The sequence below is a fragment of the Leisingera sp. SA32 genome, from assembly GCF_056033425.1.
Map to the genome: position 1 here is coordinate 1 of NZ_JBVYHB010000016.1, position 25225 is coordinate 25225.

Genomic DNA, 25225 nt, shown 5'->3' on the forward strand with positions numbered 1-25225 from the left:
CTCGGAGTTGGTCCGCACCTTGGGTTTTGGTGGCGCCTTCTCCTGCATCTCTTTGACATAGGCAAGGACCGCGCTGAGCCGCTTGTTCTCGGTGACGGCCGCATGGGTGACACGCTGGTCCATATCAAAGATCCTGCAGGGCAGGGCCTGGCCCTTCCAGCGCACCTCGAAGCCCCCATCTGCAAAGGCATAGGTATCAACGTATTTGCCGATAAGGGCGCGTGACAGCGCGGTCTCTTCCAGCATGATCCGCTTGCGGTCATAGGAAAATGTCAGCTGCTTGCCGACATAGCGGTTCTCGCGCCAGCACAGAACTTCCGCCAGCCGGTCCAGCTCCACATTCAACGCCCGGTGCAGGTTGTCCGGTTTGGCCGGGGCCTTCGCAAACTTGGCTTTAAAGCGGTTCTTGAAGCCTTCAAGACAGGCGTTTCCGCCATCCATGTCGGAAATCCCTGCCAGCCTCAGCTCTTTGACAAGCCGGTCCTGAAGCGTCCGGTTAGCTCGCTCAACACGGCCTTTGGCCTGAGAATTGTTGGCGCACAGGATCTCGATGTTCAGTTCATTCAGCGCGCGCCCGAACTGGGTCATGCCTGCGCCGTTCCTGGCATCGGTTTTAGCCACCCGGAACACAGTGAGCTTGTCGCTGTAGAACGCGACCGGGCGACCATGCTTCAACAGATAACTTTCCAAGGCCTCGAAGTAACTGAACGTGCTCTCAGACGTCACAAAACGCAGCTCCATCAGCGTGCTGGTGGCGTCGTCGTTGAAGACGAGCAGGGTGCAGGGATCACCCCGATCCTCGAACCAGCGGTGGTCTGACCCGTCAATCTGGATCAGCTCGCCGAAGCATTCCCGACGCAAACGCGGCTGGTGAAATGTCCGGCGTTGTTTGCGCGAGAGCCAAATGCCGTCTTCCTGCATCCACTTGCGAACCGTCTCGCGCGACACTTTGAGTCCGTGATGTTCGGCCAGCATCTCAGCGGCCAATGTCGGGCCAAAGTCTGTGTAGCTGTCTTTGATCACCGTCAGCGCATAATCGCGCTTGGCACTATGGATGCGGTTGTTCGGAGGCTTGCCGCGCGCCTTGTGCCGGATCGCTGCGGCGCCTTCGGTCCGGTACCGCTTCAGCAGCCGGAACACCTGGCGGCGCGTCAGCCCCAGCATGTTCGCTCCATTCGCAACCGTCAGCCGGCCATCGTCGACCTGCGCCAGAACCTCCACGCGATTCAGCTCGCGCTCGCTCATAATCACCCATTCCATCTCCGCTCGCCCTCGCTGCTTTATGCAAGGAGAGTGACACTTCTGCTTTGCCAATGGGTGACATTACTGCTTTGCGCGTACACTCCTAGTGCGTGGAATCAGGGTTATGGTAAATATCATATGCGGTCTCGCAGGTCGGCGTACTGCGAGGGGCAGGCGGCGGCCGGGCGACACCCGGCGCGATTCCGGCAGCATCCCCACCTCGTGGCGATTTTCCAGCGTCGGCAAACGTGTTTGGGCCGGGTTTTGGCCAAACTAGGATACTAGTCTTGACACATCGGGCGTCCATGTGACTAATTTGGACAAATGCAGCGGGTGGAGCCAGTGTGGCTGGCACCGGCGCAGAGAGTTGCGCCGCCAGGGAGGACTGGCGCGCAGCGGAAATTTACTGCCGGATCGGGAGGATTCGTCTGATCGATCGGGCCACACAGCCCGCACCGGGCATTTGTTCATTTGGGAGGACACCATGACAAATTCGTTCGACAGGTCGCGCCGCGGCTTTCTGAAAGGGGCCGCATCGGTTTCGGCACTGGCGCTTATGGCGGGCCCGGCCTTGGCAGCGGGCTATCCGACGCGCCCGGTTACCATGCTGGTGCCCTGGGGCGCGGGCGGCGGCACGGATGCCACCGGGCGGATGATCTCGGCGCTGTTGGAGCGGCGGCTTGGCCAGCCGTTCAACGTGGTGAACCGCACCGGGGGCGCCGGGGTCATCGGCCATTCGGCCATCGCCACCGCCGCCGCCGACGGCTACACGCTGGGCGTGGTCACGGTTGAAATCGCGATGATGCACCATCTGGGTCTGACCAAGCTGACGCATGAAGATTACACACCGCTGGGGCTAATGAATGCCGACAGCCCCGCGATCACCGTATCCGCGAACAGTGACTATCAGGACATTGCAAGCCTGACCGAGGCGGTGGTGAACTCGGAGCCCGGCACCTTCAAAGCCTCCGGCACCTCGCAAGGCGGCATCTGGCATCTTGCGCTGGTCGGTTGGTTGCAGTCGCTCGGGCTTGAGGGCAACCACGTGACCTGGGTGCCCTCTGAAGGGTCGGCCCCGGCGATGCAGGATCTGATTGCGGGCGGCATTGATATCGTGACCGTCTCGCTGGGCGAGACCAAGGCAATGGTCGATGCGGGCCGGGCGGTCAACCTGGCCCTGATGGGGTCCGAGCGCGCGAACAGCCACCCGGACGTGCCGACGCTGATCGAAACCGGAGCGGCGGATTTTGCCCTGGCGACCTGGCGCGGGATCTGCGGCCCCAAGGACATGCCTGAGGAGGCCGCCGAGGCCGTCGCCGCCGCCTTGGCCGACATTGCCGTTGATCCTGAATTTGTCGCGTTCATGAACGGGCGCGGTTTCAACATCACCTATCTTGACGCCGCCGCCCATGCACAGATGATGGCAGAAGCGGACAAGCAGATGGGAGACACCATGGCTGCCGCAGGTCTGATCCAACAGCCTGCCTGATTTCGCCCAATGGCGCGCGACCGGGCCTGCGGGTGCGGTCGCCTCTTTGACTGATGGGGGGACATCATGAAAGTCACCGACGCCCTTCTGGGCGGCTTTTTCGTCTTGTTTGGCAGTGCGATGCTGTGGCTGTCATCGCAGTTTCCGACATTTGCAAACCAACCTTATGGCGCGGCGCTGCTGCCCTCCCTGCTGGGCGCTGGTTTCATCGCGGCTGGCTGCCTGCTGGCCCTGCGCGACCTGCGCCTGCGGCGGTTGTCCACGGGCCCGGGCGCGCCGATCGTTGACCTTGTGCCTGATCTGAAGATGGGGGGCGCGGCTGCGCTTGTGGCGGTGCTGGGCAATGTGCTGGCGCAGATCTGGCTGGCGCCGACGCTGGGCTTTCTGCCGGTTTCGGTGGTCGGATTGACCGGGGTGTTGGTGATCCTGCGGCTGCCCGTGCTGCGGGCGCTGTGCATCGCGGTGGCGACCAGCCTCGGCTGCTGGTGGCTGTTTGTTGTCCTGTTGCGCGTGCCGCTGCCGCGCGGCGTGCTGGAGGGGATCCTGTGATGCCGGGTTTTGATGTTCTGTCACAGGCGCTGATGATGGTGCTGTCGCCGGAGGTGTTGCTGACGGCCGTGCTGGCCGGGGCGTTTGGCATGTTCGTGGGCGCGATGCCCGGTCTGACAGCGACCATGGCAACGGCGCTGCTGGTGCCCTTGACCTTCTTTATGGACCCGATCCCGGCGCTGGCGGCAATTGTTTCGGCCAGCAGCATGGCGATCTTTGCTGGCGATATTCCCGGTGCGCTGCTGCGCATTCCGGGCACGCCCGCCTCGGCGGCCTATGTGGAAGACAGCCATCGTCTGACGATGGCTGGCCGCATGGCAGAGGCGCTGGGGACCAACCTGCTGGTGTCCTGCATCGGGGGACTGATCGGCATCGCGGTGCTGGTTGTCGCCGCACCGATGCTGGCGGAGTTTGCCCTGCGGTTCACCTCTTACGAATATTTCTGGCTGGCCGCCCTGGGCCTGTCCTGTGCGATTTTTGTGGCATCCGGTGATCCGTTGAAGGCGGCCATCGGCCTGCTGCTGGGGCTGAGCCTTGCCACGGTCGGGCTGGATCCGACCACCGGCGTGCCGCGGTTTACCTTTGGCGTGACGGACCTGCTGGCGGGGGTCGAGTTCATCCCGGCGATGATCGGGCTGTTTGCCCTGGCCGAGGTGATGCGCGGCGTAATCCGCCTGCATGGCGACAGCCCCAAGGCCCGTGTGCCCGTGAACCCGGGCCCTTTGTTCAAGGGCGTGGGCGCCATCATCCGCCGCTATCCTGTGAACGTGGCGCGGGGCTCCTTGATGGGGGTTCTGATCGGGGCGCTGCCGGGGGCGGGTGCGGACATTGCGGCGTGGATGGCCTATGCGGTGTCCAAGCGGTTCTCAAAGACGCCGGAGAAATACGGCACCGGCAATGTCGAGGGGCTGGTCGACGCCTCGGCGGGCAACAATGCCGCCATCGGTGGCTCGTGGATCCCGGCGCTGGTCTTTGGCATTCCCGGCGACAGCGTCACCGCCATCGTGATCGGCGTGTTGTACATGAAGGGCATGAACCCCGGCCCGACCGTGTTTCTGCAAAATCCGCAGCTGATCTACGCGGTGTTCATCATCTTCGTGCTGACCACCCTGCTGATGGTGCCGCTGGGCTGGGGTGCGGTGAAGCTGGCGAAACAGGCGCTGCGCCTGCCCGCGCAGGTGTTGCTGCCCATCGTCATGAGCCTGTGCATCGTTGGCGCGTTTGCGATGACCAATTCCGTCTTCGGCATCGTCATCATGCTGGGCATGGGGATTGTCGGCTGGATCCTGGAAGAAAACGGCGTGCCGGTGGCGCCGATCATCCTGGGGTTGGTGCTGGGGCCGATGTTCGAGCGCATGTTCATGACGTCAATGATCAAGTCGGACGGCAATCTTCTGGCCTTTTTCGAGCGGCCCATCGCCGCCACGCTGGGGGTCTGCGTGTTGCTGATCTGGATTGTCTCCATCGTGAAGGCGGTTCGCGGTCGCCGCGGCAGCCCGGCCGGGCCCGCCGTTGACCCGCAGCCCGCGCGCCATGAGCCGTGAGCCGTGGGCCATGGGCCATGACAAAGAAACCCCCGGCGGCCCAAGCCAGGGCTGCCGGGTGCGTTTTTTTGGTGGGCGGAGCCGGGGCGGTCTTTACCGCGCCATCCAGCCGCCGTCGACGTTCAGGATGGTCCCGTTGACGTAGCGCGCGGCGTCAGAGCACAAATAAGCCGCTGTCCCGCCGATGTCCTCGGGGCGGCCCCAGCGTCCGGCTGGGATCCGGTCGAGGATGGCTTGGGCGCGGGTCGCGTCGTCGCGCAGGGACTTGGTGTTGTTGGTCTCGATGTAGCCCGGCGCGATTGCGTTCACGGTGATGCCATGGCTGGCCCATTCGTTGCACAGCACCTTGGTCAGCCCCGCAACGCCATGTTTGGCGGCCGTATATGACGGAACCCGGATGCCACCCTGAAACGACAGCAGCGATGCGATATTGACGATGCTGCCGCCCTGGCCGCGGGCCATCAGCTCCGCTGCGAAGGCGCGGCAGGTGAAGAACAGCGCCTTGAGGTTCACGTCCATCACGTCATCCCAGTCGGGCTCCGTGAAGGCCACGCTGTCGGCGCGGCGGATGATCCCGGCGTTGTTGACGAGGATCGTGTAATTCGCCCCGGCAAAGATCCCGTCCGCCGCCATCGGGTCGGACAGATCGAGCCGCAACTCCTCCGCCGCGCCGCCTGCGGTTTCAATCCGGGCGACCGTTTCGCCACAGCTGCGGCGTCCGGCGCAGGTCACCTGCGCGCCTTGAGCCGCAAGGGCGCTGGCAATTGCCTGCCCGATTCCGGTGTTGGCCCCCGTCACCAGCGCCCGTTGGCCGGACAGCGAAAATGGATCCATCTATTGGGTTTCCTCTGTGTGACATGTGTTTGCATGCCGTTGCATGGCTGCTAGGGCGCCTTGCGCCTGCGGCTGGCAGGCAGGCAGGTGGCCCCCGGCGCCAGAAGGAGAGCCTGGCGGGCCGGGGACTGGCGGGTCAGCTGAACAGCATCCCGCCGTTGATGTCGAGATTCGCACCGGTGACAAACGCGGCTTCGTTGGTGGCGAGGAAGGCCACCATGTTCGCCACGTCCATCGAAGATCCCTGCCGCTTGAGCGGGGTTGCGGTCTCGACGTTTTTGCGCACCTCCGGTTTGGTGAAAATGTTGTGGAAGTCGGTGTCGATCATGCCCGGGCACAGGCCGTTCACGCGGATGTCCGGGCCAAGTTCCTTGGCCAGACCGCGTGTCAGCGTCATCAACGCACCTTTCGAGGTCGCGTAGGCCACCGCGCCGGGGCCGCCGCCGTCCCGGCCCGCCTGGCTGGCCATGTTGATGATCGCGCCGCTGGTCATGTGCTTCAGGACCGCCTGGGTCATCATCACGGTGCTGGTCAGGTTCAGATCCATCACCGCCTGCCAATGTGCCAGCGGCATGTCCCGGAACGGTTTGCGGGCAATCAGACCGCCGGCGTTGTTGACCAGAACATCCACCGTGCCGAAGGCCTCGACGGTTGCCGCGACAAAGGAATCGACCCCCTCGACGGTGCTGAGGTCGGCCTGAACTGCAAGCGCCTTGCCGCCCGCCGTCTCGATCTCGGCCACCGTTTCCTGGGCGCCCGCCGCGCTGGCATGGTAGCTGATGGCGACATTTGCGCCTTCCTGGGCAAGACGCAGCGCGCAGGCGCGGCCGATGTCACGACCGCCGCCAGTCACGATGGCGGTTTTGTTTTTCAGGTTCATGTGGGTGTCCTTTCTTGGATCTTGAAACAGCCAGGGAGCACCGGGGCGAGCATTGTCCACGTTGGGACCGCCCCGGATCTGGCCATGGAAAACTGCGGGCATGGCGCTTGACGTTGCCGCCTGCACCTTGCGCTTTGGGTCACTTAGCAATAGCTTTTACCAGACTAGGATACTAGTCAGATTTTGTAAACACGATCGGAGACTGTGCCGCAGTATCCTGTCGGCATCCCCTGCGACCGCCATGGCGCGCGGTGCCAGATGGCTGGATTTCACCAGCCCCAGTGGATATGAGAAGGGGATCGGGAGACAGAGATGGCAGACTTGAGAAATACTTGGGACCGGCGCACCAGCGTCGATATCATCACCGGCGAGCTGTACGATGAGATCGTATCGTTGCGCCTGCTGCCGGGAACCAAGATTTCCGAAGCCGAGATCGCCGCGCGGTTTGGGGTCTCTCGCCAGCCGGTGCGCGACGCCTTTACCCGCCTGGCCAACATGGACCTGCTGCTGATCCGCCCGCAAAAGGCGACGGAGGTTAAACGCTTTTCCTGCCGCATGATCGAGAAAGCCCGGTTTGTGCGGGCGGCCGTCGAAGCCGAAGTGCTGCGCCGCGCGGCGGACCGGTGCGACGCGGCCGGGGCCGAGGCATTGCACGCGGAGATACGCGCGCAGAAAGAGCTGCTGACGACCATGGACTATGGTGCGTTTGGCGCGCTGGATTACGCCTTTCACAAGACCCTGTGTGAGATTGCCGGGACGGAGTACGCCTTTGAGGTGATCCAGCTGGAGAAATCCAAGGTGGATCGGCTGTGCATGCTGGGCCTGTCAAAGGAGCACCGGATGCCGGAGCTGATCGAGGATCATGACGCGATCGCCCGGCACGTGATTGCGCATCAGCCCGAGGAGGCCGTGGCCGTGGGCATGCGCCACCTGCGGCGGCTGGATGCCACGATCGAAGCCATCCGCGAAAACAACGCCGCATATTTCGATCCGGACGACGCCTGAGCACCCTCAGACGCCACCGATCATCCCTGAGACCCGCCGCAAGTCGCCCCGCCGCGCAGGCGGGCGCAAGCCGCCCGCGCCGCGTGGGCGCAATTTGCATTTGACTCAACGCCGACTAGCATACTAGTCTTTTACATACAGAACGCAGCGCCCTGCTGGTGCGGCCCTCAGCCGTCGCAGCAGACCATGGGGCACCCCGCAGAAGCCAAACACATGATTTGGTCGGGCGTCGGCTCAGGAGGGAGACGACGTCCAGTACACCAACATCTGCGTTCCAATGGGAGGACACCAATGAACCGCAATAAGACCAAACTGGCAAAGGCCCTTGGGCTGGCCGCCACCGTCGGCGCCCTTGTCGCGACAACCGCATCCGCGGAGATCGTCCTGCGTGGGGCCAGCATGTTCGACGAGGATCATGCCTATACCAAGACGCTGCGCGCGTTCGAAAAACAGGTGAGCGAGTCGTTTGACGGTGAGATTGCCTTTGAGATGCATCTTAACGGGGAGTTGGGGGACGAAAGCGATTTCGTGACCTTCCTGCAACAGGGAGTCGCCATTGATTACGCGGTGATGGCCCCGGCCAATATGGCCGTTTTTGCCCCGTCCATCCCGTTGATGGACATGCCGTTCCTGTTCCGTGACCTGGAGCATTGGAACGCGGTTCTGTCCTCGGACGTGCTGCAACCGCTGGAGGATGAGCTGTACGCGAAAGCCGACATCAAGGTTGTCGGCTATGCCGGCGGCGGCACGCGCAACCTCGTCTCTGACGGTGCGATTTCCAATTTCGATGAGCTGGCAGGCCACAAGATGCGGGTGATGGGTGCGCCGATTCAGGCCAAGATCTTTTCTGCGCTGGGGGCAGCACCCTCCGCCATCGCCTACAACGAGGTGTATAACGCCATCCAGACCGGCGTGATCGCCGGGTTCGAGAACGAAGCTGCCTCGGTGCAGAATCTGAAGTTCTATGAGGTCGCCCCCAACGTGACCCTGACCAAGCACACGATCACCGTGCGCCCCATCGTGATGAGCGGCAAGACCTTCCGCAAACTGCCCGAGGCGTTGCAGCAGGTGGTGCTGGAAGCGGGTGCGCGCGCCGGTGCCTTTGGCCGCGAGCTGGAAAGCCGCGAGGACGGCGAGAAGCTCCAGCAGATGCTGGACGCGGGGCAGATCACGGTCACCGAGTTCGCGGGTCGCGATACGATGCTGGAGCGTGTGGTCCCGGTTCAGGATGCCTATGCCGCGGAGCTTGGCGCGAGTGACCTGTTGACGGCAATCCGCGAGAAGTAAGCCTGTCGGTGGTGGCAATGACACGCGTTGGCACCATCGCTCTCCTCTTCGACCGCCGTAACGGGCAAAAAAGGCAATACACATGATCGGCAGAATACTCGCAGGGTATTGCCGGGCTCTGCGCGGGATCATCGCGATCCTCACGATGGCCCTGGCGATCCCGGTCGCGGCGCAGGTTCTTGCGCGTTACACCGGCCTCATCCCCGTCTATCTCTGGACCGAGGAGCTGGCGACGTTCATCTTTGTGTGGATCGTGATGATCGGCTCAATGATCGCGGTCTGGGACGGCACGCATTTCGCGGTGCTGGTCATTCCTGACGCAAGGACGCCCCTGTTGGCGCTGCTTCAGACTGGCCTTGTCCACGGGTTGCTGATTTTCTTTGGCGCGATCTTTGCCTGGTACGGCATCGAATACACCGCCTTTGGCGCGCTTCAGCATTCCGTGATGATGAACGCCAACATGGCGATCACCCATGCCTCTGTGCCCATTGCGGGCGTTACCTGGGTGGCCTTTGCAACCTATCGACTGGCCGAGGCGATTGCCGCCTTTCGCGCGACAAGGACCCCTGCCCCATGATTGTTTCAACCGGACTGGCCTGCGGGCTGCTTGTCGGCGGCTTTCTGTTGCTTGTGGCGCTGCGGGTGCCCGTTGCCTTTGCGCTGGGGCTGGCAACCGTACCCGTGGTGTTCATGGACTTGCGGCTGACTCCCTTTATCCTGATCGACCGGATGTTCCAATCCTACAACTCCTTCATCTTGCTGGCGGTTCCGTTCTTCTTGCTGGCCGCGAACCTGATGAACTCCGGCAAGATCACCGACCGGCTGATCGACCTGGCCCGGGTTTTGACCGGATGGCTGCCGGGCGGGCTGGGGCATGTCAATGTGATGGTGTCGATGCTGTTTGCGGGGATTTCGGGATCGTCCACGGCCGATGCCGCCGGCTGTGGCAAGATCCTGATCCCGGCGATGAAGCGCGAGGGCTTCGATCTGCGCTTTGCGGTGGCGATCACCGCCTGTTCGTCAGTGATGGGCGTCATCATTCCGCCCAGCATCCTGATGGTTGTCTGGGGTGGGGTCATGCAGATCTCTGTCGGCGCGCTGTTTCTGGCCGGGGCCATTCCGGGTCTGATGATCGGCGCGGCGCTGCTGTGCACGGTCTATGCCTACGCAAAGATCTACGGCTATCCGATCAGCGACAGGCCCACGCCGGCCAGCTTCTGGCGGGCGCTGCGGGGCGCGTCGCTGGCGCTGCTGACGCCGGTGTTCGTGGTCGGCGGGATCATCGGCGGCATCGTGACCCCAACTGAAAGCGCCATTATCGCGGCCTTCTATTCGATGGGTCTCAGCCTGTTTGTCTATCGCACCGTGACGGTCCGCCAATTGGGAGAGATCTTCTACGACACCGGGCGATTTGCCTCGATTTCGCTGTTCGCCATCGGCACGGCCACCGCCTTTGGCTGGCTGCTGGCGTTCTACAAGGTGCCCAGCCTGGTCGTCGGCTGGCTGACGGTGATGGAGGCGGGGCCGTTCGAAACCGGCTTGTTGATTGCGCTGCTGTTCCTGCTGTTTGGCCTGTTCATCGATGCAATTCCCACCATCATCATCCTCGGCACGGTGTTGATGCCGGTGGCGGCAACGGCCGGGATCCATCCGGTGGCCTTTGCGATCATCGGGATCATTTCGCTCGCCTTTGGCCTTGTCACACCGCCCTATGGGCTGTGCCTGCTGATCTCCGCCGCCATCGGCGGGACCAATGTGGTCAAGGTGCTGCGCGATGTTGTCATCATCCTGATCCCGATGCTGATCATCCTGTTGCTGATCATTCTGCTGCCGGACATCGCGCTGTGGCTGCCGCGGCTCCTGATGCCCGGCGCGCTGTGAGCTTGAGGCGGGACGCCAGAACCGCGCGGCGTCAGACCCGCCCGGCCGGGGCGATGGAATTGGCGGTGTCCAAGAGATAGGGCACCAGCTCCGCCTCGACGCGCTCCGGCGTCCAGTGGAAGGCCGAAACCGAGCATTGCACCGCGCCATGCGCCAGCCCGTCGGCACCAAGGATCGGCGCCGAAATCCCGATTTCGTTGAGGATCATCTGATCCTGCGTCATGCTGAAGCCCCGCTCCGCGGTGCGGGCCACCTGAGCGGCCAGTTCCGTGCGGTCCATGGTGGTGCGGGCCGTCATCTGCCGCAACGGCCAGGTTTCCACCGCGGCGCGCCAGTCGGCTTCGGCCCAGGTCGACAGGATCGCCTGCCCCGGCGAGGCCGACAGCGCCGGCAGGTGGCGGCCGATCAGCGTCGCCTCGTAGTTGGTGCGCTGGCAGGGCAGCCGGGCGACATAGACGATGCTGGTGTCCGACAGCTCTGCCATGTTCACCGTCTCGCCCAGCCGCTGCGACAGTTCGATCAGCTTGGGCATCGCCATGGCCACCAGCGAATCAGACCAGTAATAGGCATAGGCCAAGCCCAGCCAGGCGTGGGTGGGGCGAAAGCGTTTGGTGTCCGGATCCCGGTGCAAGAAGCCTTCAACCATAAGTGTATTGGCCAACCGCTGCACCGCGCTTTTGTCCATACCGCTGAGTTTGACCATGTCCGTCAGCGACAAATGCGTGTTGGTGCGGCTGAAAACACGAAGCAATTTCAGACCTTTGGCCAGTGAGGACACGTACAGCGTGTCCTGCTTGCGACGCGGGGCGGTGGGGCTGCTGCCCGGCTCGCCGGTGATTTTCCTGCTTGACGCCATGGAAACCCATGCCCTTTTATGGTCCCTATAACGATACCATGTATCATATAATAATATACTTTGCAATCCTGTCTCCGCGCCCGGCCCGGCCGGAGGAGATTTGAAGCCAACACGGAGAGACCATGAAACGCATCCTGATCCCCGCCGCCCTTGCGATGACCGCCGCCGCCGGCGCGCAGGCCGGCAAATCCGACGACGTGCTGAATGTCGCCTTCACCAAGGAGCTGGAAAACGTCGACAGCTACTTCAACTCCTCGCGCGAGGGTGTGGTGCTGCAACGCGCCGTGTGGGACGGGCTGATCTACCGCGACCCGGACACCAATGAATACAAGGGCAACCTTGCCACCTCCTGGCAGTGGATCGACGACGTGACGCTGGAGCTGAAGCTGCGCGAGGGCGTCACCTTTCACAACGGTGAACCTTTTGATGCCGACGACGTGGTCTATACCGTCAACTTCGTCGCCAACGAGGCCAACGGCGTGAAGACCCAGCGCAACGTGAACTGGATGAAATCCGCCGAGAAGATCGACCCGTACACCGTCCGCATCCACCTGAAGGCGCCCTTCCCTGCCGCAATCGAATTCCTGTCCGGCCCGGTGTCGATGTACCCCAACGAATATTACGCGGAGGCCGGCCCCTCCGGCATGGGCCTGAAGCCCGTCGGCACCGGCCCCTACAAGGTGACCTCGGTGGAGCCGGGGCGGCATTTCGTGCTGGAGAAATACGACGGCTACCACGACAGCCCCAAGGGCCAGCCCTCCATCGGCACCGTCGACATCCGCACCATCCCGGACGTCAACACCCAGATGGCAGAGCTGTTCAGCGGCTCGCTCGACCTGATCTGGCAGGTGCCCGCCGATTTGGCGGAAAAGCTGGACCAGATGGGCAAGTTCACCGTCGCCAATGAAAGCACCATGCGGATCGGTTATCTGACGCTGGACGCCGCCGGTCGCACCGGCGAGGACAGCCCTTTCACCGACGTGCGCGTGCGCCGCGCGGTGGCCCATGCCATCGACCGCGAGGCGCTGGTGAGCGCGCTGCTGAAAGGCAAGAGCCAGGTGATTTCCACCGCCTGTTTCCCCAGCCAGTTCGGCTGCGACCAGGACGTGGCCAGCTATGACTACGACGTCGAGAAGGCCAAGGCGCTGCTGGCTGAGGCGGGCTATCCGGATGGGTTCAAGACTGAGTTCTACGCCTACCGCGACCGCGAATATGCCGAGGCGATCTCCAGCTTCCTGAATGCGGTCGGCATCGAGACCGACTTCAAGATGCTGCAATATTCCGCCCTGCGCGAATTGCGCATGAAGAGCGGCTCGCCAGTGTCTTTCCAGACCTGGGGCTCCTACTCGATCAACGACACCTCCGCGATCACCAGCCAGTTCTTCAAGCTCGGCTCGCTGGATGATGCCCGCGACGAGGAAGTGGCGGGCTGGCTGGATGCCGCCGACAGCGCGACCGATCCCGCGGTGCGCCAGGAAAACTACTCCAAGGCGCTGAAGAAAATCGCGGATGAGGCCTATTGGGTGCCGATGTTCTCCTACAACACCAACTACGTGTTCACCCCCGAGGTCACCTATACCCCGACCCCGGACGAGGTCCTGCGCTTCACCGACATGGACTGGAAGTAAGCTGAACCGAAGCTGAACAGCGCGGCGGCGGGGCACGCTCCGCTGCCGCATGTGCCGCCGTGGCGGCCGTCCCTGCAATACCCAGCAAAAGAGGTATCCCTTGCTGCGTTTCATCCTGAAGCGGGCCGGGCTGGCGATCCTTGTCGCCTTCACCGTCTCGCTGATTTCCTTCAGCCTGCTGTTCCTGTCCGGCGACCCCGCCGCGGCCATCGCCGGGGAGCATGCCAGCGACCAGGACATCGAGGCCATCCGGCGGATCTACGGTTTTGACCGGCCGATGCTGGCGCAATACTGGGCCTGGCTGTCCAGCGCCCTCATCGGCGATTTCGGCGAAAGCTACTATTTCAAACTGCCGGTAGCCGGGCTGATCGCTGAACGCCTGTCGATCACCATGACCCTGGGCGTCTGCGGCATTTCCTTTGCGCTGCTGACCGCGGTGCCGCTGGGGGTTGCTGCGGCGATCCGGCCCAATTCGCTGCTGGACCGCGTTGCGCTGTTCCTGTCGGTGGCCGGTCAGGCGATGCCGAGCTTCTGGTTCGGCCTGATCCTGATCGTGGTCTTCTCGATCCAGCTGGGCTGGCTGCCGCCCTCTGGCACCGCGACGCCGCTGCATTTCGTGATGCCGACCATCGTGCTGGGCTATTACGCGATGCCCGCGATCATGCGGCTGACCCGTGCGGGCATGTTGGAGGTGCTGTCGTCGGATTACATCCGCACCGCCCGCGCCAAGGGCGCGCCGGAGGGGCTGGTGATGTTCAAACACGCGCTGCGCAACGCCATCATCCCGGTGGTGTCGCTGGCGGCGGTGCAGATGGGCTTCATGCTGGGTGGCTCGATCGTGGTTGAATCGATCTTTGCGCTGCACGGCGCGGGCTATCTGGCCTGGGAATCCATCAGCCGCAACGACCTGCCCACGGTGCAGGCGCTGATCCTTGTTTTCTCGATGTTCTACATCGTCTTCACCTTCCTTGCCGACGTTCTGAACGCCTGGCTGGACCCGCGCATGAGGGCCGGATGACATGACCCAGACCGCAGATCCACTTCTTCAGGAGATCACCGGACCGACACCGGGCCAGCAGCTGCGCAAGCGCATCTTTGGCCATCAAGGGCTGCTGATCGGCAGCATCGTGCTGGGCCTTCTGGTGATTGTCGCCGTCTTTGCGCCGCTGATCGCGCCGCATGACCCCTATGCCCAAAGCCTGCTGGCCCGGATGGAGCCGCCGGTGTTCCTCGGCGGCAGCTGGGAGCACCCCTTGGGCACCGACCACCTGGGCCGCGATTACCTGTCGCGGCTGATCTACGGCGCCCGCGTGTCGCTGCTGATCGGCCTCGTTGCGGCGCTGATTTCCGGCCTGATCGGCACCGCCATGGGCGTCGCCGCGGGCTATTTCGGTGGCCGTGTCGATGCGGTGGTGACCTTCCTCATCAACGTGCGTCTGGCGATGCCCGTTGTGCTGGTCGCGCTGGCGGTGGTTGCCATCTTCGGCGGCTCGCTGACAGTGGTGATCACCGTGCTGGGCCTGCTGCTGTGGGACCGTTTCGCCGTGGTGATGCGCTCTTCCACGCTGCAAGTGCGCGGGCGCGAGTATGTCGCCGCGGCCCGCGCCATCGGCTGTTCCAACACCCGCATCGTGATGTCGGAAATCATGCCGAACATCGTCAACAACCTGATCGTCGTGATCACGCTGGAGATGGCGCACGCCGTGCTGCTGGAGGCGGCGTTGTCGTTCCTGGGCCTTGGCGTGCAACCGCCGACGCCCTCCTGGGGGCTGATGGTGTCCGAGGGCAAGCAGATGATGCTGTTCGAGCCCTGGCTGGTGCTGATCCCCGGCTTCGTGCTGTTTGCGCTGGTGCTGTCGATCAACCTGCTGGGGGACGGTCTGCGCGACGTCACCGCCCCTGAAAACCGTAACTGAGGGGGCCAGGCATGACAGACACACCCATTCTCTCCGTCCGCAACCTGACGCTGGACATCCCCGTCGGGGGCGGCACCCTACATGCGGTGCGCGGCATCGACTTTGACCTCAATCGCGGTGAAACCCTGTGCATCGTCGGCGAAAGCGGTTCCGGAAAATCGCTGACCTCGCTGGCGCTGATGGGGCTGCTGGGCAAGAAGATCTCACGCCGGGCCGACCGGATGGATTTTGACGGCATCGACCTGATGAAGACCAGCCAGCGCGGCATGCGCAAATTGCGCGGCTTGCGGATGTCGATGATCTTTCAGGAGCCGATGACCTCGCTCAACCCGGCCTATACAATCGGCGACCAGCTGGCCGAGGCGCTGCTGCTGCACAAGAAGGTGGGCAAGGCACAGGCCCGCGCCCGCGCGGTGGAGCTGCTGGAGAAGGTCGGCATCACCGCCGCCGAAAGCCGCCTGTCGCAATATCCGCACCAACTGTCGGGCGGCCTGCGCCAGCGGGTGATGATCGCCATGGCGCTGATGTGTGAGCCGGAGCTGATCATCGCAGACGAGCCGACAACGGCGCTGGATGTGACCATTCAGGCGCAGATCCTGCGGCTGCTGGTTGATCTGCAAAAGGAACTGGGCATGGCGATGATCCTGATCACCCATGACCTGGGCGTGGTGGCCCGCGTCGCCGACAAGGTGGCGGTGATGTATGCGGGCGAGCTGGTGGAAACCGGCCCCGCCGCGGATGTCTTTGGGGCGCCCGCGCATCCCTACACCCGCGGCCTGCTGCGCTGCATCCCGGTGCCGGGCAAGACCGAACGCGGCGCCGAGCTGGGCACCATTCCCGGCATCGTGCCCTCGCTGGTGGGCGAGGTCTCGGGCTGCCCCTTCCGCACCCGCTGCGACCATGCCGTTGACGCCTGCCGCCAACCCATCCCCCTGCGCGAGCAGCAGGCCGAACGCCACAGCTTTCGCTGTGTGCATCCCGATGGCCGCGCCGCCAGCCCCCAAGAGGTGCCCGCATGAGTGATACTCCCGTTCTGGAACTGCGCAACGTGACCAAGACCTATCAGGTCAAACAGGGCATGTTCGCCAACCCCAAGCCGCTGAAGGCGGTCAATGATGTCTCGCTCAGGATCGGCCGCGGCGAGGTGCTGGGCCTGGTCGGTGAATCCGGCTGCGGCAAATCCACCCTCGCCAAGATCCTTCTGGGGTTGGAACAACCCACCGAGGGCCAGGTGCTGGTCGACGGCAAGGAGATCGGCGCGCAGAACCGATCGGAACTGGCGCGCCGCATCCAGCCGATCTTTCAGGATCCCTATTCCTCGCTCAACCCGCGCAAAAGCATCTATGACATCATCTCGCTGCCCCTGCGGGTGCATAATGTCGGCGACAGCGCCAGCCAAGAAAAGGCGGTGCGCGAGATCCTCGACATTGTCGGCCTGCCCGCACGGGTGATGAACACCTACCCCAGCCAGATGTCCGGCGGCCAGCGCCAACGGGTGGCGATCGCACGGGCGCTCATAATGAAGCCCGAAATCGTCATCTGTGATGAGCCGACCTCGGCGCTGGATGTAAGCGTGCAGTCGCAGATCCTCAACCTGCTGGGCGAGCTGCGGCGCGAATTTGGCCTCACCTACCTGTTCATCAGCCACAACCTCGCAGTGGTGGAGCATCTGGCGAACCGGGTGGCGGTGATGTACCTCGGCCGCATCGTCGAGGAGGCCAGCGTCGAAGGTCTGTTTGATCGCCGCCGCCATCCCTACTCGGACGCGCTGCTGCAATCGGTGCTGACGCCGGATCCCGGCATGGGCGTGCCCGACACGCAGCTCGGGGCGGCCTACCCGAACCCGATTGATCCGCCCAAGGGCTGCCATTTTCACCCGCGCTGCGCCAAGGCGATGCCCCAGTGCAGTCAGGCCGCGCCGCTGACCGTGCCGACCGAGGATGGGCGGGTCGAGTGCCACCTCTACGGCGCCCAGGCTCCGGCGGCATAGGAGGGAACAGCGATGATACCAAGCCTTTCCGAAACCCAGGTCACGCGCAAAACCGTGATCGAGACCAAATACGGCGTGGTTGCCGCCCAGCACAGCCGCGCCGCGCGCATCGGCGCCGAAGTGCTGGCGGCGGGCGGCGATGCGGTGGATGCCGCGGTGGCCGTCTCCTTTGCCATCGGCGTTGTCGAGCCGTGGATGAGCGGCCCGGCGGGCGGCGGTGCCGCGATGCTGTGGCGCGCCGACGAGGGCCGCGCCTATGCGCTGAACTACGGAATGCGTTCGCCGCAAGGGCTGGATGTTTCGCATTATCCCCTGTCCGGCGAGGGCAAGGCGGGCGATCTGTTTCCCTGGGAAAAGGTCGTGGAGGACCGCAACGTGCAGGGCGCAACCGCCATCGCCGTGCCCGGCACGGTCGATGGTGTCGGCAAGGCCCATGCCCGGTTTGGCCGGATGCCATGGCACGACCTGCTGCAGCCCGCCGTCGCGCTGGCGCAGGAAGGTCTGCATGTGGATTGGTACGCAGCGCTGATCATCGCCTCCGCCACCCGCGCGCTGGCACAGGACGCCGACGCCGCGGCGCTGTTCCTGGAGGACGGCCAATGGCCCACCATTGCGGGCTGGACCAGCCTGTCCGACAAGCGCATCGACATGTCCCGCATGGGGGCAACCCTCGCCCATCTGGCCGAGGCAGGCCCGCGCGATTTCTACGAGGGCGACATCGCCGCCGCCATGGCCGCCGATGTGCAATCCAAGGGCGGTTTCCTGTCGCTCGAAGACCTCAAATCCTACCACGCCGAGCTGCTGGATCCCCTGTCCTTCGGCTACCGCGCGGCCCGCTTCGACGTGATGCCGGGGCTGACCGCCGGGCCGACCTTCCGCGATGCGCTGGCGCATCTCGAAGCCGCCTTCACCCCCGGCGACCACCCCGGCGCCGAGGCCTTTGCCGCCTATGCCGCGGCGCTGAAATCAGCCTATGCCAAGCGGCTGGCGGGCATGGGCGACGATGGCGAGGATGCCAATGAGCCGGGCTGCACCACCCATTTCTCGGTGGTCGACCGGCACGGCAACATGGTGTCGCAGACTCAGACGCTGCTATCGATCTTCGGCTCCCGCGTGGTGTCGCCGCAGACCGGTCTGCTGATGAACAACGGTATCATGTGGTTCGACCCGGAACCGGGCAAGCCAAACTCCTTGGCGCCGGGCAAGCGCTGCCTGATGAACGTCTGCCCGGTGCTGGGCGAGGCGGGTGGCAAACGCTTTGCCTTAGGGGCCTCGGGCGGGCGCAAGATCGTCTCGGCGATGACGCAGCTGTCGTCCTTTGTGGCCGATTTCGGCATGGATGCGGAGGCCGCCTTCCACCATCCGCGCATCGATGTCTCCGGTGGCGAAATGGTCGTGGCCGACGACAGCCTGTCCGCCGATGTGCTGGCCGCCTTGCGTGCCAGCCACCCGGTCACCACGACCCGCCGCACCGTGTTTCCCTATGCCTTCGCCTGCCCCGCGGGCGTGCTGCGGCAGGACGGGCGCAACAGCGGCTGCACCGAGATCATGTCGCCCTGGGGCGATGCCATTCTTGAACCGACGGAGGTCACATGAGCCACGAACCCGGACGCGAGGGCGCCATCGCACGCGCCAGCCGCTATTTCAAACAGGGCGGTTTTCAGTCCGATCTGGCCGCCTGGGTCGCCTACCCGACCGAAAGCCAGAACCCCGACGCCGCGCCGGAACTGCGGCGCTACTTGCAGGAGGTGATCCAGCCGCGGCTTGCGGCCTCGGGTTTCACCTGCGAGATCTTTGACAACCCCGACCCGTCGGGCGGGCCATTGCTGCTCGGCGAGCGGATCGAGGATCCGGCGCTGACCACCATCCTGACCTATGGCCATGGCGACGTGATCCGCGCCCAGACCGAGCAGTGGCGCGAAGGTCTTGCGCCGTTTGAACTGGTCGAGGAAGGTGAGCGGCTCTATGGCCGCGGCACCGCCGACAACAAGGGTCAGCACCTCATCAACATCGCCGCGCTGGAGGCGGTTCTGGCCGAACGCGGACGCCTTGGCTTCAACGTGAAAATCGTGGTGGAGATGTCCGAGGAGACCGGCTCTGCCGGGTTGGCGGAATTCTTCGAGGCACAGAAGAGCCGCCTCAAGGCCGACGTTCTGATTGCCTCGGACGGGCCGCGGTTGCAGCCGGACACCCCGACCATGTTCATGGGCTCGCGCGGCGGTGTCAGCTTCGATCTGGAGCTGGACCTGCGCGAGGGCGCGCATCATTCCGGCAACTGGGGCGGGTTGCTCGCCGATCCGGCGATCATCCTGTCGCATGCGCTGGCCACCATCTGCGACCGCCGCGGCCAGATCCAGATTGCGGAATGGCGCCCCGACAGCCTGACCGACAGCGTGCGCGCAGCCCTTGACGGGTTGCCGCTGGAGGGCGGCGACGGCCCCGAGATCGACACCGACTGGGGCGAAGAGAGCCTTTCCCCGGCGGAACGGGTGTTCGGCTGGAATGCCTTTGCGGTGCTTGCGATGACCAGCGGCGTGCCCGAAGCGCCGGTGAATGCCATCGCGCCCACGGCCCGCGCCACCTGCCAGCTGCGCTACGTGGTGGGCACCGACCCCGAGGACATCCTGCCCGCCCTACGCCGCCACCTGGACCGCCACGGCTTTGAGGCTGTGAAACTGCGCCCGCATGACCGTGGCTTCTTCCGCGCCACCCGGCTGGACCCAACCGACCCTTGGGTGACCTTCACCGCCGCGTCGCTGACCGAAACCGCGGGCAAGCCGCCGCATATCCTGCCGAACCTTGCGGGCTCTCTGCCCAATGACAGCTTCTCGGATATTCTGGGCCTGCCCACGGTCTGGATCCCGCATTCCTACCGCGGCTGTTCCCAGCACGCCCCGAATGAGCATGTGCTGAAGCCGGTCTGCCACGACGCGCTGCGCTGCATGGCGGGCTTGTTCTGGGATCTGGCCGCCGCAGCCCCCGACGGCAGCAGTCGCGACGCCTGAGCGGGCCTGATCCGTCCACAACAACATAGCGACGCCGCGGCCCATCAAACGGCCGCGGCGTCGCGCTTCAGAAGTCCCAGTCTTCGTCCTCGGTCGCGACGGCCTTGCCGATCACATAGGACGAGCCAGAGCCGGAGAAAAAGTCGTGGTTTTCATCGGCGTTGGGCGACAGCGCCGACATGATCGCCGGGTTCACCGCGCAGACCTCATCTGGAAACAGCCCCTCATAGCCCAGGTTTTGCAGCGCCTTGTTGGCGTTGTAATGCAGGAAGTGCTTCACATCTTCGGTCAGCCCCAACCCGTCATAGAGGCTCTCGGTATAGCGCCCCTCGATGTCGTAAAGGTCAAAAAGCAGCGAGAAGGCAAAGTCCTTCAGCTCTTGCTGCTGTCCGGCATCCAGCCGTTCCAACGCGCGCTGGTACTTGTAGCCGATGTAATAGCCATGCACCGCCTCGTCGCGGATGATCAGGCGGATCAGGTCGGCGGTGTTGGTCAGCCGGGCGCGGCTCGACCAGTGCATCGGCAGGTAGAAACCGGAATAGAACAGAAAGCTCTCCAGAAACACGCTGGCGATCTTTTTCTTCAGCGGGTGGCTGGCGGCGTCATATTCATCCAGGATCAGCCGCGATTTGGCCTGCAGGTGCTCGTTTTCCTCCGACCAGCGGAACGCCTCGTCCACCTCTGCGGTTTGGCAGAGGGTTGAGAACACCGAGGAATAGCTGCGCGCATGCACCGCCTCCATAAAGGCGATGTTGGTCAGCACCGCCTCCTCATGCGGGGTTTGGGCATCCGGCATCAAGGCTGGTGCGCCGACGGTGTTCTGGATCGTGTCCAGCAGGGTTAGCCCGGTGAACACCCGGATCGTCAGCTGCTGTTCCTCCGGTTTCAGCTGCGACCAGCTCTGGATGTCATTGGACAGCGGCACCTTTTCCGGCAGCCAGAAGTTCACCGTCAGCCGGTTCCAGATCTCCAGATCCTTATCGTCCTGCAACCGGTTCCAATTGATCGCGCGCGGCACGGCACGGGCGGTGGGAAGGTCTCTCATCTCGTCAAATCCTCTGTCAGTCCGAACCGTCACAGCGAGCAGGACACGCAGCCCTGCACCTCGGTGCCTTCCAGCGCCATCTGCCGCAGCCGAATATAGTAGATGGTCTTGATGCCTTTCTTCCACGCATAGATCTGGGCGCGGTTGATGTCGCGGGTGGTGGCACTGTCCTTGAAGAACAGCGTCAGCGACAGCCCCTGATCCACATGGCGGGTGGCGGCGGCATAGGTGTCGATGATCTTTTCCGGACCAATCTCATAGGCGTCCTGGTAGAACTCCAGATTGTCGTTGGTCATGTAGGGCGCCGGGTAATAGACACGGCCGATCTTGCCCTCCTTGCGGATCTCGATCTTCGACGTGATCGGATGGATCGAGGATGTGGAGTTGTTGATATAGCTGATCGAGCCAGTCGGCGGCACCGCCTGAAGGTTGCGATTGTACAGCCCGTGCCGCATCACATCCGCCTTCAGCGCCTGCCAGTCCGCGCGGTCGGGAGTTTTGACACCGGCCTCGGCAAACAGCTGTGTCACACGGTCGGTTTCCGGCAACCAGTCGGCGCTGACGTAGTCGTCAAAGAAGGTGCCATCGGCATATTTTGACTGTTCGAACCCTTTGAACACCTCGCCCTTCTCCAGCGCGATTTTGTTCGAGGCCCGCAGCGCGTGGTACAGCACCGTACAGAAGTAGATATTCGTGAAATCAACACCTTCGGCGCTGCCATAGTGGATGTGTTCGCGCGCAAGGAACCCGTGCAGGTTCATCTGCCCCAGCCCGATCGCATGGCTTTCGTCATTGCCGCGCCGCACGGATGGGACGCTGTCGATCGCGCTCATCTCCGACACCGCGCTCAGCGCGCGCACGGCGGTTTCCACGGTGCCCGCCAGATCGCCGCCGTCCATCGCCTTGGCAATGTTCATCGAGCCAAGGTTGCAGGAAATATCGGTGCCCAGATGCTTGTAGCTGAGGTCGTCGTTGAACTCCGACGCCTCGTTCACCTGCAGGATTTCCGAGCAAAGGTTCGACATGGTGATGCGCCCGGCCACTGGGTTGGCGGCGTTCACCGTGTCCTCGAACATGATATAGGGATAGCCGCTTTCAAACTGGATTTCGGCGATGGTCTGAAAAAACTGGCGGGCGTTGATCTTGTGCTTGCGAATGCGCGGGTCGGCAACCATCTCGTGGTATTTCTCGCTGACGGAGATGTCCGAGAACGGCACGCCATAGACCTTTTGCACGTCATGCGGCGAGAACAGGTACATGTCCTCGTTCTTCTTGGCCAATTCAAAGGTGATGTCGGGGACCACCACGCCCAGCGACAGGGTCTTGATGCGGATTTTCTCGTCCGCGTTTTCGCGTTTGGTGTCCAGGAACCGCAGAATGTCCGGGTGGTGCGCGTTAAGATACACCGCCCCCGCCCCCTGCCGCGCGCCCAGCTGGTTGGCGTAGGAAAAGCTGTCTTCGAGCAGCTTCATCACCGGAATCACGCCCGAGGACTGGTTCTCGATGCCTTTGATCGGCGCGCCATGTTCGCGCACATTGGTCAGCATCAGGGCCACACCGCCGCCCCGCTTGCTGAGTTGCAGGGCCGAGTTGATTCCGCGGCCGATGCTTTCCATGTTGTCTTCCAGCCGCAGCAGGAAACAGGAGATCAGCTCACCCCGGCTTTTCTTGCCGGCATTCAGAAAGGTGGGCGTGGCGGGCTGGAACCGGCCGCAGATGATTTCCGTCATCAGCTGCATCGCGGTGGCCTCATCGCCGCGCGCCAGCGCCAGCGCCACCATCACCACACGGTCCTCGTAGCGTTCCAGATAGCGGCCGCCATCACGGGTTTTCAGCGTATAGGAGGTGTAATATTTGAACGCGCCCAGAAAGGTCGGAAAGCGGAACTTATGCGCATAGGCCGCATCCCAGATCCGCTGCAAGAAGGCGCGGTCGTATTGCTCCAGCACCTCCGCCTCGTAGTAGCCTTCCTTGACCAGATACCCCAGTTTTTCGTCCAGAGAGTGAAAGAACACGGTGTTCTGGTTCACGTGGCTCAGGAAATACTGCCGCGCCGCCTGCCGGTCGGCGTCGAACTGGATGTGTCCTTCCGCGTCATACAGGTTCAGCATGGCGTTCAGCGCGTGGTAGTCGCGCTCAGGTGTTACGCTGGAATCGAGCATTCCATCCCCCAGAATGTCTGTAGCCCGGCGCGCACGCGGGCAATGTCGGTTTCGGTGCCAGCCAGTTCAAATCGGTACAGCACCGGCACGTTGCATTTGCGGGCTATCACATCGCTCGCCAGGGCAAAGGTCTCGCCAAAGTTGCGATTGCCCGCCCCGATCACGCCGCGCAGCAGCGCCCGCAAAGGGGGCTGATTCAGCAGGCGGATCACCTGTTTCGGCACCGCGCCGCGCCCCTGCCCATCCGCATAGGTGGGGCAGATCAGCACAAAAGGCGCGTCGAGGTGGGGCAAGGGCTGGCTGTGGCGCAGCGGCACCCGCTGGGCAGGCAGGCCCAAACGGCTGGCAAAGCGGTGGGTGTTGCCCGACCCGCTGGAAAAATAGACCAGGCCCGCCAAGCTGTTACGCCAGCCGGGTGATCATGTCGGGGCGAAACCCCGCCCAGTGGCTGTCACCGGCCACCACCACCGGTGCCTGACGATAGCCCATGTCCTGCACCTTTTGCAGCGCGTCGCTGTCCTGGCTGAGGTCAATCACCTGATACGTCAGCCCGCGGGCATCCAGCGCGCGGGTGGTGGCGGTGCACTGCACGCAGGCCGGTTTGGAATACACGGTAATGGTCATTGGTCTGGTCCCTATCTGCTGCTGCGGACAAGGGGACAGGGTCACGGTTCCAGCACCGCAACCACGGGCAGGACCACGCACCCAGGCCCGCCGCCTGTGGTTCACGTCTCATCAGCTCTGGCAGGTCTCCTGGCTTGCGGCTCGAACGTCTGGCCCGCCTTCCCGACGCAGCCGCGCCAGTGGCATATGGGGTTTGACTCGCCGCTTACAGTTGCGGGGGCAGCACCGGGATTGCACCGGTTTCCCTCTTAGCCTCTGATGTGAATCACAGGCACCAAAGCCACTCCATATAGGGTCATGAAGGGGGCGCCCGTCAATATGTTGTTTACTCTATCCACAGGAAATGGCGCGCTACCCACAGGTGCCCTCAACCGGCCTGCCAGACCAGCGGCGCAGGCGTCTCGCGAAAGGCAAAGCGCAGCAGGTGGCTTTCCACCACCGCGCAGGTCTGGGCCAGTTCGGCCTCTGTCGCGGCGGTGACGTGCATGCGCAGCCGGTCACCCTCCAGCCGCAACAGCGCCACACCGCACACGAATTGCAACTCCGCCCCCTCCGGGGTCTTGGCCACCGGGATCTTGTGGCCAAAATGGCTGACCATACGAGACAGGTAGCTCGCCGCCTGAGGAGACTGGAAAACCGTCTGTGTTTGCATTGCTGTTCCTTTCAAGCGATAATGGCCAAGGTACTGGCAGGTATTGATTTTCAACAGTTTCAGCACGTTCCGCCTGCCGCCTGCCGCCGGTCCGTGCTTGGGCCTCTGGCACCGCTGCGACTTGGAAGGACGCGACCATGACATCCCGGCCCGGCAAATCGCAGGACGCGGCGTTTTTCGCGGACGCCCAGGAGGAGGTGTCCTACAACCGCGCCTGGTTCAACATCATGCGCGCCCACCGCAAGTTTCACCCGCGGATCGCGCGGGCGCTGAAGACCCATGGCATCAGTGATCCGATCTGGTACGAGATCCTGCTCGAACTGGACCGCGCCGGCCCCCAGGGCCAGCCGATGGCGGCGCTGGAGGACAGGCTTTTCGTCCCGCAATACGCCCTCTCCCGACATGTTGGCCGTATGGAAAAGGCCGGGCTGTTGCGGCGCGACGTCGTCGCCGAGGGACGGCGCCGACAGATCCTGTTTCTCACCGACCGCGGGGCGGGGCTGCATGCGAAGATCTGGCCTGCCTACCGGGATGCGATGCAGGCCGAGATCGGCCCGCACCTGACCACGGAGGAGGCCTATGCCCTGTCGCGGCTGCTGATCAAGCTGCTGCCCTGATACCCGCGGCGGCGGGCGT

At 63.7% G+C, this 25225-nt stretch carries 24 protein-coding genes and 1 riboswitch; of the genes, 15 read left to right on the forward strand and 9 right to left on the reverse strand.

Annotated features, from left to right (window positions below; all coding sequences use genetic code 11):
* The coding region (locus AC0IPL_RS18165; protein WP_474276448.1) for an ISNCY family transposase at window positions 1-1260 on the reverse strand (1260 nt) is incomplete at its 3' end.
* A gap of 466 nt (window positions 1261-1726) precedes the next feature.
* Between AC0IPL_RS18165 and AC0IPL_RS18170 the strand changes: the two genes are divergently transcribed.
* From AC0IPL_RS18170 to AC0IPL_RS18180, 3 genes are all read left to right on the forward strand, one after another.
* Entirely contained in the window at window positions 1727-2731 is a 1005-nt protein-coding gene (locus tag AC0IPL_RS18170; protein ID WP_474276281.1) for a Bug family tripartite tricarboxylate transporter substrate binding protein, read from the forward strand.
* Window positions 2732-2797: 66 nt separating this feature from the next.
* The gene (locus tag AC0IPL_RS18175) at window positions 2798-3280 is read left to right on the forward strand and encodes a tripartite tricarboxylate transporter TctB family protein (RefSeq protein WP_474276283.1); all 483 of its coding nucleotides are present in this window, start codon (window positions 2798-2800) and stop codon (window positions 3278-3280) included.
* Window positions 3280-4824, forward strand: coding sequence for a tripartite tricarboxylate transporter permease (locus tag AC0IPL_RS18180; protein WP_474276286.1), 1545 nt, complete (start codon window positions 3280-3282; stop codon window positions 4822-4824). Before AC0IPL_RS18175 ends, AC0IPL_RS18180 begins: the two co-directional genes overlap by 1 nt.
* A gap of 93 nt (window positions 4825-4917) precedes the next feature.
* Here AC0IPL_RS18180 and kduD read toward each other — a convergent pair whose 3' ends face one another.
* Both kduD and AC0IPL_RS18190 read right to left on the reverse strand, forming a co-directional pair.
* On the reverse strand, window positions 4918-5658 hold the full coding sequence (kduD, locus tag AC0IPL_RS18185) for a 2-dehydro-3-deoxy-D-gluconate 5-dehydrogenase KduD (protein ID WP_474276288.1): 741 nt from the start codon (window positions 5656-5658) through the stop codon (window positions 4918-4920).
* A gap of 136 nt (window positions 5659-5794) precedes the next feature.
* Window positions 5795-6538: an SDR family NAD(P)-dependent oxidoreductase gene (locus tag AC0IPL_RS18190; protein ID WP_474276290.1), complete on the reverse strand. Its 744-nt coding sequence runs from the start codon at window positions 6536-6538 to the stop codon at window positions 5795-5797.
* A gap of 312 nt (window positions 6539-6850) precedes the next feature.
* On the opposite strand from AC0IPL_RS18190, the gene AC0IPL_RS18195 reads away from it, so the two are divergent.
* The 4 genes from AC0IPL_RS18195 (at window position 6851) to AC0IPL_RS18210 (ending at window position 10711) form a co-directional block, all read left to right on the forward strand.
* Window positions 6851-7543 (forward strand): GntR family transcriptional regulator, encoded by a 693-nt coding sequence (locus tag AC0IPL_RS18195; protein ID WP_474276292.1) that lies wholly within the window; start codon window positions 6851-6853, stop codon window positions 7541-7543.
* 291 nt (window positions 7544-7834) lie between these two features.
* Window positions 7835-8830, forward strand: a complete 996-nt coding sequence (locus AC0IPL_RS18200) for a TRAP transporter substrate-binding protein (protein WP_474276294.1) — start codon at window positions 7835-7837, stop codon at window positions 8828-8830.
* A gap of 82 nt (window positions 8831-8912) precedes the next feature.
* On the forward strand, window positions 8913-9407 hold the full coding sequence (locus AC0IPL_RS18205; protein WP_474276296.1) for a TRAP transporter small permease: 495 nt from the start codon (window positions 8913-8915) through the stop codon (window positions 9405-9407).
* Window positions 9404-10711, forward strand: a complete 1308-nt coding sequence (locus AC0IPL_RS18210) for a TRAP transporter large permease (protein ID WP_474276298.1) — start codon at window positions 9404-9406, stop codon at window positions 10709-10711. The genes AC0IPL_RS18205 and AC0IPL_RS18210 overlap by 4 nt, the downstream gene beginning before the upstream one ends.
* 31 nt (window positions 10712-10742) lie before the next feature.
* Here the strand turns inward: AC0IPL_RS18210 and AC0IPL_RS18215 are convergent, their stop codons facing one another.
* Window positions 10743-11567, reverse strand: coding sequence for an IclR family transcriptional regulator (locus AC0IPL_RS18215; protein WP_474276300.1), 825 nt, complete (start codon window positions 11565-11567; stop codon window positions 10743-10745).
* Between the two features lie 155 nt (window positions 11568-11722).
* Here AC0IPL_RS18215 and AC0IPL_RS18220 point away from each other — a divergent pair, with 155 nt between their 5' ends.
* The 7 genes from AC0IPL_RS18220 to AC0IPL_RS18250 all read left to right on the forward strand — a co-directional run bounded on the left by AC0IPL_RS18220 (window position 11723) and on the right by AC0IPL_RS18250 (window position 20106).
* Window positions 11723-13195 (forward strand): ABC transporter substrate-binding protein, encoded by a 1473-nt coding sequence (locus tag AC0IPL_RS18220; RefSeq protein WP_474276450.1) that lies wholly within the window; start codon window positions 11723-11725, stop codon window positions 13193-13195.
* A gap of 100 nt (window positions 13196-13295) precedes the next feature.
* Entirely contained in the window at window positions 13296-14213 is a 918-nt protein-coding gene (locus AC0IPL_RS18225; protein ID WP_474276302.1) for an ABC transporter permease, read from the forward strand.
* Window position 14214: 1 nt separating this feature from the next.
* Complete coding sequence (locus AC0IPL_RS18230) at window positions 14215-15111, forward strand: ABC transporter permease (protein ID WP_474276304.1); 897 nt, start codon at window positions 14215-14217, stop codon at window positions 15109-15111.
* 11 nt (window positions 15112-15122) lie between these two features.
* Entirely contained in the window at window positions 15123-16130 is a 1008-nt protein-coding gene (locus tag AC0IPL_RS18235; RefSeq protein WP_474276306.1) for an ABC transporter ATP-binding protein, read from the forward strand.
* A complete protein-coding gene (locus AC0IPL_RS18240) occupies window positions 16127-17101 on the forward strand; it encodes an ABC transporter ATP-binding protein (protein WP_474276308.1) in 975 nt (324 codons plus the stop codon). The genes AC0IPL_RS18235 and AC0IPL_RS18240 overlap by 4 nt, the downstream gene beginning before the upstream one ends.
* 12 nt (window positions 17102-17113) lie before the next feature.
* The gene (locus tag AC0IPL_RS18245; protein WP_474276310.1) at window positions 17114-18697 is read left to right on the forward strand and encodes a gamma-glutamyltransferase; all 1584 of its coding nucleotides are present in this window, start codon (window positions 17114-17116) and stop codon (window positions 18695-18697) included.
* Window positions 18694-20106 (forward strand): M20 family metallopeptidase, encoded by a 1413-nt coding sequence (locus tag AC0IPL_RS18250; protein WP_474276312.1) that lies wholly within the window; start codon window positions 18694-18696, stop codon window positions 20104-20106. Before AC0IPL_RS18245 ends, AC0IPL_RS18250 begins: the two co-directional genes overlap by 4 nt.
* A gap of 67 nt (window positions 20107-20173) precedes the next feature.
* Here the strand turns inward: AC0IPL_RS18250 and nrdF are convergent, their stop codons facing one another.
* The 5 genes from nrdF to AC0IPL_RS18275 form a co-directional block, all read right to left on the reverse strand.
* Window positions 20174-21151 carry a class 1b ribonucleoside-diphosphate reductase subunit beta gene (gene nrdF / locus AC0IPL_RS18255; RefSeq protein ID WP_474276314.1) on the reverse strand — a complete coding sequence of 326 codons (978 nt, stop codon included), beginning with the start codon at window positions 21149-21151 and terminating at the stop codon, window positions 20174-20176.
* Window positions 21152-21180: 29 nt separating this feature from the next.
* Complete coding sequence (gene nrdE, locus AC0IPL_RS18260) at window positions 21181-23313, reverse strand: class 1b ribonucleoside-diphosphate reductase subunit alpha (protein ID WP_474276317.1); 2133 nt, start codon at window positions 23311-23313, stop codon at window positions 21181-21183.
* Window positions 23295-23711: a class Ib ribonucleoside-diphosphate reductase assembly flavoprotein NrdI gene (nrdI, locus tag AC0IPL_RS18265; protein WP_474276319.1), complete on the reverse strand. Its 417-nt coding sequence runs from the start codon at window positions 23709-23711 to the stop codon at window positions 23295-23297. Before nrdI ends, nrdE begins: the two co-directional genes overlap by 19 nt.
* 4 nt (window positions 23712-23715) lie before the next feature.
* Window positions 23716-23937, reverse strand: coding sequence for a glutaredoxin-like protein NrdH (gene nrdH / locus AC0IPL_RS18270; protein ID WP_474276321.1), 222 nt, complete (start codon window positions 23935-23937; stop codon window positions 23716-23718).
* Between the two features lie 102 nt (window positions 23938-24039).
* Window positions 24040-24231: riboswitch (cobalamin riboswitch) on the reverse strand.
* 73 nt (window positions 24232-24304) lie between these two features.
* Window positions 24305-24589 (reverse strand): DUF2218 domain-containing protein, encoded by a 285-nt coding sequence (locus tag AC0IPL_RS18275; RefSeq protein ID WP_474276323.1) that lies wholly within the window; start codon window positions 24587-24589, stop codon window positions 24305-24307.
* A gap of 137 nt (window positions 24590-24726) precedes the next feature.
* Between AC0IPL_RS18275 and AC0IPL_RS18280 the strand changes: the two genes are divergently transcribed.
* Complete coding sequence (locus AC0IPL_RS18280) at window positions 24727-25206, forward strand: MarR family winged helix-turn-helix transcriptional regulator (protein WP_474276326.1); 480 nt, start codon at window positions 24727-24729, stop codon at window positions 25204-25206.
* The last annotated feature ends 19 nt before the right edge of the window (window positions 25207-25225 follow it).